Annotated in this window: 12 protein-coding genes; 4 read left to right on the top strand and 8 right to left on the bottom strand. The window is 73.3% G+C overall.

Going from position 1 to position 14,035, the window contains the following annotated elements; translation table 11 throughout:
* Positions 1–35: 35 nt before the first annotated feature.
* Positions 36–1,562, top strand: a complete 1,527-nt coding sequence (locus ACH47X_RS01265) for a glycoside hydrolase family 43 protein (protein WP_397400650.1) — start codon at positions 36–38, stop codon at positions 1,560–1,562.
* Here ACH47X_RS01265 and ACH47X_RS01260 read toward each other — a convergent pair.
* From ACH47X_RS01260 to ACH47X_RS01250, 3 genes are read right to left on the bottom strand one after another with little or no spacing between them, the layout of a single operon-like run.
* A complete protein-coding gene (locus tag ACH47X_RS01260; RefSeq protein ID WP_397400648.1) occupies positions 1,527–2,537 on the bottom strand; it encodes a LacI family DNA-binding transcriptional regulator in 1,011 nt (336 codons plus the stop codon). The genes ACH47X_RS01265 and ACH47X_RS01260 overlap by 36 nt on opposite strands.
* Entirely contained in the window at positions 2,537–2,902 is a 366-nt protein-coding gene (locus ACH47X_RS01255) for a nuclear transport factor 2 family protein (RefSeq protein WP_397400646.1), read from the bottom strand. Before ACH47X_RS01255 ends, ACH47X_RS01260 begins: the two co-directional genes overlap by 1 nt.
* A gap of 38 nt (positions 2,903–2,940) precedes the next feature.
* A complete protein-coding gene (locus tag ACH47X_RS01250; RefSeq protein WP_397400644.1) occupies positions 2,941–4,122 on the bottom strand; it encodes an AI-2E family transporter in 1,182 nt (393 codons plus the stop codon).
* A 208-nt stretch (positions 4,123–4,330) separates the two neighbouring features.
* Between ACH47X_RS01250 and ACH47X_RS01245 the strand changes: the two genes are divergently transcribed.
* The gene (locus ACH47X_RS01245) at positions 4,331–5,353 is read left to right on the top strand and encodes a zinc-dependent alcohol dehydrogenase family protein (protein ID WP_397400642.1); all 1,023 of its coding nucleotides are present in this window, start codon (positions 4,331–4,333) and stop codon (positions 5,351–5,353) included.
* Positions 5,354–5,430: 77 nt separating this feature from the next.
* Positions 5,431–6,360, top strand: a complete 930-nt coding sequence (locus ACH47X_RS01240; RefSeq protein WP_397400640.1) for a helix-turn-helix domain-containing protein — start codon at positions 5,431–5,433, stop codon at positions 6,358–6,360.
* Here ACH47X_RS01240 and ACH47X_RS01235 read toward each other — a convergent pair.
* From ACH47X_RS01235 to ACH47X_RS01215, 5 genes are all read right to left on the bottom strand, one after another.
* Positions 6,332–7,372, bottom strand: a complete 1,041-nt coding sequence (locus tag ACH47X_RS01235) for a 1-aminocyclopropane-1-carboxylate deaminase (RefSeq protein WP_397400638.1) — start codon at positions 7,370–7,372, stop codon at positions 6,332–6,334. The genes ACH47X_RS01240 and ACH47X_RS01235 overlap by 29 nt on opposite strands.
* 2 nt (positions 7,373–7,374) lie before the next feature.
* Entirely contained in the window at positions 7,375–8,106 is a 732-nt protein-coding gene (locus ACH47X_RS01230) for a GntR family transcriptional regulator (protein ID WP_397400636.1), read from the bottom strand.
* Between the two features lie 540 nt (positions 8,107–8,646).
* A complete protein-coding gene (locus ACH47X_RS01225) occupies positions 8,647–10,266 on the bottom strand; it encodes an amidohydrolase family protein (RefSeq protein ID WP_397400634.1) in 1,620 nt (539 codons plus the stop codon).
* Positions 10,250–11,500 carry a glycosyl hydrolase gene (locus ACH47X_RS01220; RefSeq protein ID WP_397400632.1) on the bottom strand — a complete coding sequence of 417 codons (1,251 nt, stop codon included), beginning with the start codon at positions 11,498–11,500 and terminating at the stop codon, positions 10,250–10,252. Before ACH47X_RS01220 ends, ACH47X_RS01225 begins: the two co-directional genes overlap by 17 nt.
* Positions 11,501–11,558: 58 nt before the next feature.
* Positions 11,559–12,581 (bottom strand): LacI family DNA-binding transcriptional regulator, encoded by a 1,023-nt coding sequence (locus ACH47X_RS01215; protein WP_397400630.1) that lies wholly within the window; start codon positions 12,579–12,581, stop codon positions 11,559–11,561.
* A 158-nt stretch (positions 12,582–12,739) separates the two neighbouring features.
* Between ACH47X_RS01215 and ACH47X_RS01210 the strand changes: the two genes are divergently transcribed.
* A complete protein-coding gene (locus ACH47X_RS01210) occupies positions 12,740–14,026 on the top strand; it encodes an ABC transporter substrate-binding protein (RefSeq protein ID WP_397400628.1) in 1,287 nt (428 codons plus the stop codon).
* Positions 14,027–14,035 lie beyond the last annotated feature (9 nt).

The following is a 14,035-nucleotide window of genomic DNA, read 5'->3' as shown; positions in this document are numbered from 1 at the left end:
TCGTCAAGCGCGACCCCTCGCGCAAAGGAGCGCACATGCGTCTGGTCCCCAATCCCGTGCTGCCCGGCTGCCACCCCGACCCCTCGGTGTGCCGCGTCGGCGAGGACTACTTCATGGTGACCTCGACCTTCGCCTACCACCCCGGGATCCCGGTGCACCACAGCCGTGACCTGGTCACCTGGCGCCTGGTCGGGCACGTGCTGACCGGCGCGAGCTGGCTCCCGCTGGACGGCAGCCAGGTGGCGGACGGCGTCTGGGCGCCCACGATCCGCCACCACGACGGGGTGTTCTACGTGGTGTTCACGGTCGCCCGCGACCGGCAGGGCGCCGCCACGTACCTGACCACGGCGTCCGACCCGGCCGGGCCGTGGCAGGTCCCGGTCCCGCTGGAGGCCGACGGGATCGACCCGTCGCTGTTCTTCGACCACGACGGCCGCGCCTGGTTCACCGCCGCGCGCGACGCGACGGCGCAGGGCGCCACCGGGCCCGGGGAGATCTGGCTGCGGGAGCTCGACCTGGCCACGCTGGAGCTGACCGGACCGGAACGCGTGCTCTGGCACGGCGCGGTCGGAGGCGCGTGGGTCGAGGCGCCGCACATCTACGAGCGCGCCGGCCGCTACCACCTCGTGGGCGCGGAGGGCGGTACCGAGCGCAACCACGCGGTCACCAGCGCGACCGCCGACCACGTGACCGGCCCCTACCGGACCGACCCGCGCAGCCCGCTGCTCACGCACCGCCACCTCGGCGCCCGCGAGCCCGTGCAGAACGTGGGCCACGCCGACCTCGTCGAGACCCCCGACGGCGAGGCCTGGGCGCTGGTGCTCGGCGTCCGTCCGGTCGCACAGCACCACACGCTGGGCCGCGAGGTGCTGCTCGTCCCCGTGGAGTGGGACGAGCACGGACCGGTCCTCGCGCCCGGTACCGGACGCGTCCAGGGCGTCCGGCCCGGGCTGCCCGTCACGACGGACCGCCCGGCGGACTGGCTGTCGCTGCGGGGCCCGGTCGCCGCGGACGTCGCCGCCGACGGCGTGGGCGACGCGGTCACGCTGCACCCGAGGCCCGTCCCGCTGACGGCACGCGAGGTGCCCGCGTTCCTCGCCCGGCGCCAGGACATGCACGCCTTCGAGCTGGACGCGGTGGTGGACACCGCCCTGATCGGGGCGCACGACGCCGGGGTGGTCGCCTTCCAGGACGAGGCCACGTTCCTCGCGGCGCGGGTGCGCCGGGGCGACGACGGGTGCGTGGTCCGGGTGGCGGGCCGCCTCAACGGCGAGCCGGTCACCGGACCGGAGGTGCCGGTCGCCGGGGACGTCACGCTGCGGGTCCGGTCGGACGGCGAGTCCTACGAGTTCACGTGCGGGTCCGGTTCGCGCGAGCACGTGCTGGGTGCCTTTCCGCACACCGTGCTGAGCACCGAGACGGCGGGCGGCTTCACCGGCGTGCTGCTCGGGTTCGTCAACGAGGCGCCCGCGGGCGCCGGCCCCCTGACGTTCCGCGGCGTGCGGTACGGCGTGCCGGAGGCCGCCTCAGACGGCGCGGGTGCTGGCGCGCACCACGAGTGACGGCGGCAGCAGGTGGTGGCGGGCGTCGCCGCCGCCGATCAGGTCGAGGAGCACCTCGATCGAGAGGCGGCCCAGGGTGACGAAGTCCTGCCGCACGGTCGTCAGGGCGGGCACGAGGTAGTCGGCGCCGGCCATGTCGTCGAAGCCGACGAGCGACACGTCGCCGGGTACGGACAGGCCGCGGGCGGCCAGGGCGGAGAGCACGCCGAGCGCCATCTGGTCGTTCCCGCTGAAGATCGCCGTCGGCAGCCGGCCGGCGTCGATCAGCTCGGTGGTCAGGGCATAGCCGCTGCGCGCGTGGAAGTCGCCGTGCAGCAGGCGGGGCTCCTCGATGCCGGCGCGGCGGAGCTCGGCCTTCCAGCCCTCGACACGCGCGCGGGCGTCGAAGGTCTCCATGCGGCCGCTCAGGTGGACGATGTCGCGGTGGCCGAGGTCGAGCAGGTGGCGGGTGGCGAGGCGGGCGCCCTCCTCCTGGTCGAGCTCGACCGACCCGATCGCCGGGTTGGCGACGTTGCCGGACATGACGACGGAGATCGGCACGCGGGTCACCGTCCGGTCGAGCGCCTCCAGGGCGACGGGCCGGTCCGCGATGACCGCCACGCCGGCGGCGCCCTGCCCCACGAGCCGGCCGAGGCACTGCTCGAGCTGCTCGTGGGTGCCGCCCTGCCAGCTCGCGAGACTGACCCAGTGGCCGGCCTCCTTCGCGGCCTGCTCGATGCCGAGGAGCACGCGCGGCAGCTCGAACAGCTCGGACCCGGCCAGGACGACACCGAGCATCGTGGACCGGCCGCTCTTGAGCATGCGGGCGCTGTCGTTGCGCCGGTAGCCGAGCTCCTCGATGACGCGCAGCACGCGCTCGCGGGTCTCGGGCCGCACGGTGGGCTCGTCGTTCACGACCCGGCTCACCGTGATGTGGGCGACGCCTGCGGCTCGCGCGACGTCGACCATGGTCGGCGGCCGCCTGCCCTGCGCCATCAGGCCGGCCCAGCGGCTGGTGCGAGCGTGGCGGCCAGCACCTGCCAGCCGTCCTGCCCACGCACCCAGAGGCGCGTGTAGGTCAGCCGCGCGGCGACCACGGCGCCGCCCTGGACCGCTTCCACGGCGGCAACCAGCCTGGTCGCCCCGCTCGGACCGTCCTCCTGGACGTCGAGCGACTCCTCGTCCAGGCGGGTGATCCGGAGCGCGCCCGAGCGGTAGCCCTCCAGGTCGTCCTCCTTGGAGAACACCGACCCGTCGGGGCCGGCGCCGACGCACCGAGGATGCAGCAGTGCGTCCAGTGCGCTGACGTCACCGGAACGCTGGGCGGCCTGGAGCGCGTGCTCCGCGGCGAGAAGACTCATCGGACGAGTCTACGCAGCGGCATCGGTGCTGGTCAGCGCTAACGCGCCTCCTGGTACGGGACGACCACACGCTTGATGATCAGCAGGCCTGCCGCCGCGACGGGCACGGCCACGAGGGCGCCGAGGATCCCGCCGAGCGCCGCGCCGGCGAGGGCCGCGACGATGACCAGGACGCCAGGCATCGACACCGCGCGGCTCATCACGCGCGGCGACAGGACGTAGGCCTCGACCTGCATGTACACCAGGAGGCACGCGGCGACGACGATCGCCGCGACCGGGCTCACGGTGAGCGTCGCGAGCGTGACCAGGATGGACCCGATGACCGTTCCGACGACGGGGATGAGCGCCGCGACGAACGCAATGACGGCCAGCAGGATGGGGGCGGGGCTGCCCGCGAACAGCGTGAGCACCAGCGTGAACGTGGCGTTGATGGTCGCCAGGACGAGCTGGCCGGAGACGTACCGGCCAACGGAGTCCAGCACCTCGCCGAGGAGCGACCCGGTCATGGCACGCCGGGAGCGGGGCACGAGCCGCAGGACGGCGGAGATCATGGTCGGCAGCGTGAGCGCGAAATAGATCGTCAGGGCCGTGACGATGATGACGGCGGTGACGCCGTTGACCAGCCCCGTGCCGACCTGCAGCACGCCGCCGGCGATCGCCGAGAGCTGTCGGGGGTCGCTGAGCAGGTCGGTCAACGAGGACAGCAGCCCGTTCAGGTCGAGGGCACCGAGGTTGCTGGTGGCCCACTCGTACCAGGCCTGCTCGGGCAGCGTGCGCAGCAGCTCGACGAGCTGGGCGCCGAAGCTGCTGACCTGCGGCACGGCGATCGGCAGCACCGCGACGACGAGGAGCGCGATCACCGCGGCCGACCCGACCACCATCACGGTCGCCGCGACCCACCGCGGCAGGCCCCGGTCGGTCAGGGCCTCGGTCCCGGGCTCCAGGGCCAGCGCCAGGAACAGGGCCAGCCCGACGTACACGAGCACGGTCGCCACCGCGGAGAGCGCGCCCAGTACCGCGAGGCCCGCACCGACCCCGAGGGTGGCGAGCATCGCGTAGCCGAACGGGTTCGCGGGCAGGCCCACCACGGTGTCCCGGCCCGCACGGCTGCCGGCGACCCGCGTCGACCGCGCGGTCGCCGTCGGGCGGAAGCTCGTGTCGAGGTTCCGAGCCCTGGGCAGGCGTGGCGAGGTGCCGGGGCGGTGCTGCAGGCGGGCCATGACGCTCCAAATCGGTCCCGGGTGTCCGCGGTGAACACCTGGCGGGTCCCAGCCTCCCGGAAACCGGCCCGGTTGTCGCCGTCTCGCGTGAGGGGGTCTGCCCGGGCCTCCCACCTCGGGGGCGGACCGGCATCTCATGGAGGACGACAGAGCACCGAGCCCGCGCCGCACCCTGGCGCGGGCGGATCGAGCAAGGAGATACCCACCCATGCGTGGAGTCGTGATGCACGCCCCCGGCGACGTCCGGGTCGAGGAACGAGCGGACGCCCGGATCATCGAGCCGACCGACGCCGTGATCCGCTTGACGGCGGCCTGCATCTGCGGGTCGGACCTGTGGCCGTACCGCGGGATCGAGAAGCTGGCCGGGCCCACCCCGATGGGGCACGAGTACGTCGGCGTCGTCGAGCAGGTCGGCGACCAGGTGCGGAACGTGCAGGTCGGCGACTTCGTCGTCGGCTCGTTCGTCGCCTCGGACAACACCTGCGAGATCTGCCAGGCGGGCTACCAGTCCCGCTGCGTGCACAACGTCATGATGGGCTCGGAGGGCACGCAGGCCGAGCTGGCCCGCGTCCCGCTGGCCGACGGCACCCTGGTGCCGACGCCGGGCTCGCCGCCGGCTGACCTGGTCCCGTCGCTGCTGGCCGCGTCCGACGTGCTGGGCACCGGCTGGTTCGCGGCCGTGGCCGCCGAGGCAGGGCCCGGCAGGACGATCGCGGTGGTCGGCGACGGCGCCGTCGGCCTGTCCGCCGTCCTGGCCGCCCGCCAGCTCGGCGCCGAACGCGTCATCGTGTTCAGCCGCCACCCCGAGCGGCAGGCCCTGGCCCGCGAGTTCGGGGCCACGGACGTCGTCGAGGAGCGCGGCGACGCGGGTGCCGCGCGGGTCAGGGAGCTCACCCGCGGGTACGGCGCCCACGGCGTCGTCGAGGCGGTGGGCACCGAGGAGTCGATGTGGCAGGCCATCCGCTCGGCGCGGCCCGGCGGGTACGTCGGCTACGTGGGCGTGACGCACGGCGTGCAGCTCGACGGCCTGGACCTGTTCTTCACCGGCGTGCACCTGCACGGCGGCCCGGCCCCGGTGCGCCGGTTCCTGCCCGAGCTGATCCAGCTCATCTGGGACCGGAAGATCGACCCGGGCAAGGTCTTCGACCTCACCCTCCCGCTGGAGGACGCCGCCGAGGGTTACCGCGCGATGGACGAGCGCCGCGCCACCAAGGTGCTGCTCACCCCCTGACCGGGTGCCGCGCGCGGGCTGGGGGGGGTTCCGACGGAACCTCCCGCCCGCGCGGGCGCGTACCTATCGTGGAAGCCATGAGCACCAAGGACGAGGTCCGCGACTTCCTGGTCTCCCGCCGCGCGAACGTGACGCCGCAGCAGGCCGGCATCCCGAGCTTCGGGGAGCGCCGGGTGCCCGGCCTGCGCCGCGAGGAGGTCGCGCTGCTCGCCGGGGTCAGCCTCGACTACTACACCCGGCTGGAGCGCGGGAACATCCGCGGCGCGTCCGAGAGCGTGCTGGAGGCGATCGCCCGCGCGCTGCGGCTCAACGACGCCGAGCGCGAGTACCTGTTCGACCTGGCCCGGACCGCGCCGGCGGGGGTCGCCGCCCGCACGCGCCGGCCGGCCCCGCAGGCGGTGCGCACGTCGGTGCAGCGAGTGCTGGACCACATGACGGTGCCGGCGGTGGTGCACAACGCGACGCAGGACATCGTCGCCGCGAACCTGATGGGCCGTGCCCTGTACGCACCGCACTTCGACACCGAGGGCACACCCAACATGGCGCGGTTCATCTTCCTGGACGGCCGCGCCCAGGACTACTACGTGGACTGGCCCCTGGCCCGCCGGACCGCGGCCGCGATGATGCGGCTGGAGGCCGGGCGCGACCCGCTCAACGCGGACCTCACCGCACTGGTCGGGGAGCTCTCCACGCGCAGCCCGCAGTTCCGCGCCGACTGGGCCGGGCACGACGTCCACGAGCACCGCACCGGGGTCAAGTCGTTCCGCCACCCCGAGGTCGGCGTGATCGAGGTGGCGTTCGACGTGTTCGAGATGCCCGGCGAGGCCGGGCTGCAGATCGTCACCTACAGCGCGCCCCCGGGCACCGACTCCGCGGACCGGTTCGCGCTGCTCGCGAGCTGGGCGGCGACGCGGGAGGCGGCGGAGGACGGCGCCGCCGGGGCGGACGGCGTCGGGCCGGACGCCGCCCGCCCGGCTGTCAGCCGAGCAGCGGGCGGGTCTGCGTGAACAGGCCGCTGTAGGCGTTCAGCGCCGGCTGCCCGCCGAGGTGGGCATAGAGCACGTTGCTGGTCGCAGGGATGTCGCCGCTGGTCACGAGGTCGATCAGGCCCGCCATCGACTTGCCCTCGTAGACGGGGTCGATGATGACGCCCTCCAGCTCGCCCGTGAGCCGGATCGCGTCGAGCGTCGACTCCACCGGGATCCCGTACAGGTCGCCGGCCCAGCCGGGCAGCACCGTGATCTCGTCGTCCCGCAGGGGGCGGCCGACGCCGATCAGCTCCGCGGTGGCGCGCGCGATCCGGGCGACCTGGTCGCGGGTCTCGTCGAGCTTGGCGCTGGCGTCGACGCCGATCACGCGGCGGCGCGGGCCGCCGGCCTCCTCCAGCGCGGCGAACCCGGCGATCATGCCCGCCTGGGTGGAGCCGGTGACCGCGCAGACGACGATCGTGTCGAAGAAGACGCCGAGCTCGCGTTCCTGCTCCTCGACCTCGTAGGCCCACCGCGCGAAGCCGAGGCCGCCGAGCCGGTGGTCGGACGCGCCCGCCGGGATGGCGTACGGCGTGCCGCCGCGCTCCTTGACGTCCTCGATCGCGTGGGCCCAGGAGTCCTTGAAGCCGATGCCGAAGCCGGCCGGGTCGAGCCGCACTTCGGCGCCCATGATGCGGCTGAGCATGATGTTGCCGACCCGGTCGGCCACGGAGTCGGGCCAGTCGACCCAGTTCTCCTGCACCAGCACCGCCTTGAGGCCGAGCGACGCCGCGACCGCCGCGACCTGGCGCGTGTGGTTGGACTGGTACCCGCCGATCGACACCAGCGTGTCGGCGCCCTGCGCGAGCGCCTCGGGGACGAAGTACTCCAGCTTGCGGGTCTTGTTGCCGCCATAGGCGAGGCCGGCGTTGCAGTCCTCGCGCTTGGCCCAGATCTGAGCGCCGCCGAGGTGGGCGGTGAGCCGCGGCAGCGGGTGGACCGGGCTGGGCCCGAAGGTCAGCGGGTGGCGGGGGAAGTCGGACAGGGCCATGGTTACTCCTCGGTCGCGGGGGCGGTGTCGGTGTGGGTGTCGGCGTCGGTGCCGGGGTCGGCGTCGGGGTCGGGGTCGGCGTCGGCGTCGGCGTCGGCGGGCAGGGTGGCCCAGGTGTCGAAGGCGACCGCCGCCGCCCCTTCGGCGTCCCCGGCGGCACACAGCCGGATCAGCTCCTCGTGCCGGGCGAACGACGCGCGCCCGCCGAGCGAGGCGAACCGCAGCCGTTCCGCGCGCCGCAGCACCGGCGTGAACTGGTCGAGCACGGCGGACAGCGCCCGGTTGGCCGCGATCCGCACCGGCACGCCGTGCAGGACGTCGTCGGCCCGGAGCGCCGCCTCGACGTCGCCGCTCTCGATCGCCGCGCGGAACTCGCGCTCGGCCGCCCGCATGGCCGCGAGGTCGTCCTCGGTGAGGCCCGGGACCGCCTCCCGGACGGCGACCTGGTGCATCGCGGCGACGACGTCGCGGGCGCCGCGCACGTCGCGCAGGTCCAGCGAGCTCACCGTCGTCGAGCTGCCGGGCCGGGCGACGACGAGCCCGGCCTCGGCCAGGCGCAGCAGTGCCTCGCGCACGGGCGTGCGACTGACGCCGAGCCAGGCGGCGAGCTCGAGGTCACGCAGCTGCTCCCCCGGCGCCAGGCTGCCGTCGACGATCGCGTCGCGCAGCCGGCCGTAGACGTCGTCGCGCAGGAGCCGGCGATCGATCGCGGGCACGCTCCTTGGAATGGGCATGCAATATATTAGATGCAGCGCACCGTGCCCTGGCAAGGTCGGCAGTCCGCCTCGGGCGCGGCAGTTTGCACCGCAGACTCGGCAGTTGGCATCGAGATCGGTCCAGGCCTCTACCGATCTCGATGCCAACTGCCGAACACTGCGGCGTTCCTCGGGCAACTGCCGAACGCTGCGGCTTGGATGCCCGTGATCAGGTCGGTCGTGAAGTACAGGGCGCCCGACGCTCGGGCGGTGTGCTGACAGCTGGGCGGCGCACTGGCAGCCGAGCGGCCTGCTGGCAAACGAGCGGCGCTACGCGCTTGGCACACTATTCCAGCGTCGTGGTATCGGCAGTCCGCCTCGGGCACGGCAGTTTGCACCGCAGACTCGGCAGTTGGCATCGAGATCGGTCCAGGCCTCTACCGATCTCAATGCCAACTGCCGAACGCTGCGGCGTTCCTCAGCCAACTGCCGAACACTGCGACGCACCCCAGCCCAACTGCCGAACACTGCGGCGCGCCTCAGCCAACTGCCGAACACTGCCCGCGCTGCCCGCGCCCCTCAGCGCAGCGCCCGCGACCTGTGCCGGAGCGCCCTACCGGGCCGCGCGCCGGTCCGCACGCCCTCCTCGATCACCGGCACACCGCCCACCAGGACCCACGGGATCCCGTCGGCGGTCAGGCGCGGCTCGTCCGGCGTCGCCCGGTCGGCGACGGTCGCCGGGTCGAAGACCACGACGTCGGCCACGTACCCCTCGGCGATGCGCCCACGATCGTGCAGCCCGAGCCGCGCGGCGGGCCGCGTCGAGAGGTGCACGATCATCTCGGCGAGCGACAGCACCCCCTCCTCGCGCACGTACCGGGCGAGGTACCGCGGGAACGTGCCCGTACCGCGCGGGTGCGGCTTGGCGCCCACCAGGATCCCGTCGCTGCCGCCCGTGTGCCGGGGGTGCCGCATGATCTCGCGGACGTTCTGCTCGTCGCCGACGTGCTGCAGGATGCTCGTGCCGAGCCGGTCGGCGAGCAGCAGGTCGAAGAACACGTCGACCGGCGCGTGCCCCTCGTCCAGCGCGATCCGCGCCACGGTGCGGCCCACCCGGTGGCCGAGCGTGGCGTCGCGCACGCCCGCGATCTCGATCGTGTCCCAGTCCACCGGCACGCCGTGGCAGCCGTCGCTGCCGACCACCTCGACCTCGTGCGCGATCCACGCCCGTTCCCCCGGGTCGCGCAGCCGGGCGAGCGTCTGCTCCGGGCCACCCACGGCGGCGCGGCTGGGCAGCAGCGCCGACAGCGTGGTGGACCCCGGCAGGTACGGATACGAGTCGAGAGTCACGTCGACGCCGGAGGCGATCGCCCGGTCCACCAGTGCGAGCAGCTCCCCGGCACGCCCCCGGTTCTCGGGGAAGTTCATGGTCGCGTGCGTCAGGTGCAGCGCGCACCGGGCACGCTCCGCCACCTCGACCATCTCGGCGTACGCCCCGATCGCGCCGGCCCCGTAGGACCGCTGGTGCGGCCCGTAGAAGCCGCCGTGCCGCGCCACCACCTCGGCCAGCGCGACCAGCTCGTCGGTGTCGGCGAACATCCCGGGCACGTAGGTGAGCCCGGACGACATGCCGAACGCGCCCTCCCGCAGGCCCTGGTCCACCTGGGCCCGCATCTCCGTGATCTCCGCCGACGTCGCCCGCCGGTCGCCGGTGCCCACCACGTTCATCCGCACGGTGCCCTGCGGCACCAGGTAGGCGACGTTCGTCGCGGTGCCGCGCCGGTCCACCTCGGCCAGGTACTCCCCGACGGTGCGCCACGCGAGGTCGACGCCGTCCGGGATGCCGTTCCAGCCCGCGATCTGCTCGCGGACCAGCGCCATGGTCTCGTCCGTGACGGGCGCGTACGAGATCCCGTCCTGCCCCACCACCTCGGTGGTCACGCCCTGCGTGGCCTTGGCGAGGTGGGCTCCGTCCGCCAGGACGGCCAGGTCGGAGTGGGCGTGCATGTCGACGAAGCCCGGCGCCACGGCCAGCCCGTCGGCCTCGACGACCCGCGCCCCCGGTGCGTCGATCCGCCCGCCGACGCCCGCGATACGCCCGGCGCGTACGAGCACGTCACCGACGAACGGCTCGGTGCCGCTGCCGTCGACGACGAGCCCGCCGCGCAGCAGCAGGTCCGAGTCAGACCGCGTCGACACGGACCAGCTCCCGGATGCCGCGGGCCTGCAGTGCCGCTGGGTCCGCGGCGGCGGCGCTGGTCACGACGGCGACCTCCACGCCGTCCTCGCGCAGCGCGTGCCAGCGCTCGAAGACGGCCCCGCCGGGCCCGAGGGACGCCCGCGACAACGGCAGGTCGTCCGCGTCGACGTCGACCACCACGGCCACCGGCCGGCCCGAAGAAGCAGACCGGGCCCCGGCGCGCCGCGCCTCCGCGACCACCTCGGCGAACCGCCGGCCGAGCGGCTTGACGTTGTTCTCGGTGTCGAGCAGGCCCAGCGAGTACTCGAGATCCTTGTAGTCACCGAGGTCACGGGTCACGTCGTGCGAGCACCACCAGGTGACGGCGTAGAGGCCGTCCGTGGTCAGCGCCGCCTCGATGGTGCGCGCGCAGAACTCGGGCATCTCCGCCTCGGCGAGGTTCATCGAGGGCGCCCCGACCTCCTGCAGCCAGACCTGCCGGCGAGGGTCGGTGGCGAACGCCTTGGACAGCTCGATCATCCACTCGGCGTGCCGCACCGACTGCGGCGACAGCGCGCCGTAGGTCGCGGCGGTGCCGTTGAAGATCCAGGAGTGCACCGTGGTCATGTCGCCCTGACGGGCGGCGTGCACCGGCACGAACGGGTGCTCGTCCCGGTACCAGAGGTGATCGTTCTCGCTGTGCGTCACCACGTGCCGGGGGTCGCGGTCGCGCGGGGCGCCGAGCAGCGAGGTGAGCCAGTGCGTCACCTCGTCACGCTTGGCGGGCATCGCGGCCGGGTTGGGCCGCTGGAACTGGTTGAGCTCGTTGCCGAGCGTGAGCCCCAGGAAGTTCGGCTTGTCGCGGACGGCGTCGTAGACCGCCGAGACGAGCGCCGCCTGCGCGTCGATCGCCGGCCGGTCGGTGAACATGTTGCCGTCGTGCCAGTTCACGAGCCACGCCGGGACGAAGTCGAAGCCGGACATGTGGCCCTGGATCACGTCCACCGAGATGTCCAGGCCGTGCTCGGCGGCGATGTCGGCCACGAGCGCGATGTCGTCCAGCGCCCGCTGCCGGATCAGGGTGCGGTTGGGCTGCAGCACCGGCCAGAGCGGGAAGACCCGGACGTGGTCGACGCCGAGCGCCGCGATCGCCTCGAAGTCGGCGCGCACGACCGCGGGGTCGATCGCCATCCACTGGAACATCCAGTCCTTCGACGGGGTGTAGTTGACGCCGAAACGCGGGGTGGTGGTCAAGGGTCTGCCTCTCAGGTGACTCAGGATTCCCGGGCGCAAGCAGCCCGGGCGGGGTAACTCAGGCGTGGGCGCCGGGGGCGGCGGACGTCGACTCGCGCACCATGAGCCGGCGCCCGCCGACCGTCTGCGAGGTCACGGCCTCACCGCGCACCAGCCGCTCCAGCAGGGCGACGGCGGTGCGGGCGCTCTCCTCGACGGGCGCGTCGAGCGCGGTCAGCCGCGGGCGCACCAGCGTGGAGACCCAGGAGTCCTCCCAGGCGACCACGGAGAGCTGGCCGGGCACGCTCACCCCGAGCTCGGGGGCGTGCGCGACGATCTCGGCGGCGATCACCTCGCTGTCGACGATGATCGCCGTGACGTCGCCGACCCGGGCCAGCAGGTCGGCCACGGGGTCGGCCGCCTCGGCGTCCCAGATCGCGTAGGACGGCTCGACGCCGTGGTCGGCCGCGGCCGCCGCGAACCGGCGGTCGCGGGCGCGCGTGTGGGCCAGGCCGGGCGCGTCGTTGATGCGCGCGACACGGCGGTGGCCGAGCTCGCCCAGGTGGCCCAGCACGTCCGCGAACGCGGCGTCGTCGCGCACCGTGACGGCGGGGACCGCGGCGTCGACGGGCGCGCCGAGCACCACGGCGGGGGCGCCGAGCTGACCGACGAGGTCGAGGCGCGGGTCGTCCGTGCGGGCGTCGACCAGCAGGAACGCGTCGACGCGCTGCTCGGCCCACCAGTCGCGGTAGACGCGTGCCTCGTCGTCCGCCCCCACGAGGGTGAGCGAGAGCGACCAGCCGATGTCGGCCAGGGGCTGGGTGAGCCCGGCGACCAGACGCATGAAGAAGGGGTCGCGACCGAAGGTGTCGCTCGCGCGGGCGATCACCAGCCCGAGGCTGCGGCCGCCCTGGCCCGACACCTTGCGGCTGGCGTAGTTGGGGCGCCAGTTGAGCTCGTCGGCGGCCTGCCGGATGCGCTCGGCCGTGGCGGCCGAGACGTTGGGCCGCCCGTTGAAGACGTGGGACACCGCGGACGGCGACACGCCGGCACGGCGGGCCACCGCGGCGATCGTTGCTCGTTTCGGGGGTGTTTCGGTCACGTGCCAGACCCTACGGGGGTTGACCCTCGAAAGTAAAGCGGTATACATTCGCGGCCAGCCAGTTTGTGTACCGCTTTACAAGGCCCGGCACGCGGAAGTGCCCCGCCTCTTCGACAGACACACCGAAGTTTCCAGGTCGACCAGCTCCAGGAGGTCCCGTGTCACACGGCATCAGCAGGCGCACTTTGCTGGGCGCAGCCCTCAGCGGCGGGCTCATCACGCCGCTGCTCGCCGGGTGCGGCGCGCTCGTGCCCGCGTCCAGCGGCTCGAACGCCCTGACCGTGCACACCCAGATCAGCGGCGCCGTCGCCGGCGCGCAGGTGTTCTCCGACGTCGTCGCCGCGTACCAGCGCAGCACCGCGCGCAAGGTCGCGCTGCTCAAGAACGGCTCCGACCTGCCCATCGTCTTCGAGACGAGCACCCTGGCGGGCAAGGAGGCGGACGTCGCCATCGTCAACATGATGGGCCGCACCCTGTCCTGGACCCGCCTGGGCGCGACCGTACCGGTGAACGACTACCTCGACGACTGGGGCCTGCGGGACCTGATCATCCCCGAGGCGCTGGCGGAGTGGACCGACGACGAGGGCCGCCTGCGCGCCTTCCCCTTCACCCGCACGAACTGGCCGGTGTCGTTCAACACCGGGCTGCTGGAGGAGGCGGGCGTCGGCGCGATCCCGACGACGTCGGACGAGCTGATCGCCGCCGCGGACGCCCTGCGGTCCAAGGGCATCGGCCCCGTGACCGTGGGCGGCTCCGACTGGAGCGGCCAGAAGATGTTCCTGCAGATCCTCCAGGGCTTCATCACCCAGGACGAGGCACGCACCGTGTTCTCCACGGGAAAGATCTCCGAGAGCCCCGGGGCCGTCGCGGGCGTGGAGCACTTCGTCGAGCTGCGCGACGCCGGCGTCTTCGTCGACAACGTCCAGGGCTACACGTCCGACTCGGAGCTCACGCAGTTCAACACCCGCAAGGCCGCCATCGTGCCGGCCATGTCGTCGGCGCTGGCCCTGGTGCCGAACGAGCGCGCGGCGGAGGTGACCGTCGGCGGCTGGCCCATGCCGTCCAGCGGCGGCGTGCTGGAACGCCCGAGCGTCATCAAGAGCTTCAACGGCCATGGCATCTGGATCAGCGAGAACGGCCTCAAGAAGCTCGACCTGATCAAGCCGTTCGTGCAGAACCTGTACACGCCCGAGGTCACCGACGAGTTCATCCTCGGGTCCGGGCGCGACATGAGCCGCGTCACCGACACCGTCAGCAAGGACTTCCCGCTGGTCGCCCAGGGCTCGCGCCTGACCGACGACGACGTGACGCCCGTGATGCTGCCCGACCTGCTCATCCCCGACGCCGTGTTCGAACCGATGATCCAGGCGACCGCGCTCGCCTACGGGTCCGCCCCGGCCGACCGCATCATCGACGCCTTCGAGAAGTCATACCAGGCGGTCTGACCGCTCGAG

Source organism: Promicromonospora kroppenstedtii, from assembly GCF_044389675.1.
Taxonomy (GTDB): Bacteria; Actinomycetota; Actinomycetes; order Actinomycetales; family Cellulomonadaceae; genus Promicromonospora; species Promicromonospora kroppenstedtii.
Note: the sequence above shows the minus strand (reverse complement) of the source record. Positions and strands in the feature narration are given on the sequence as shown.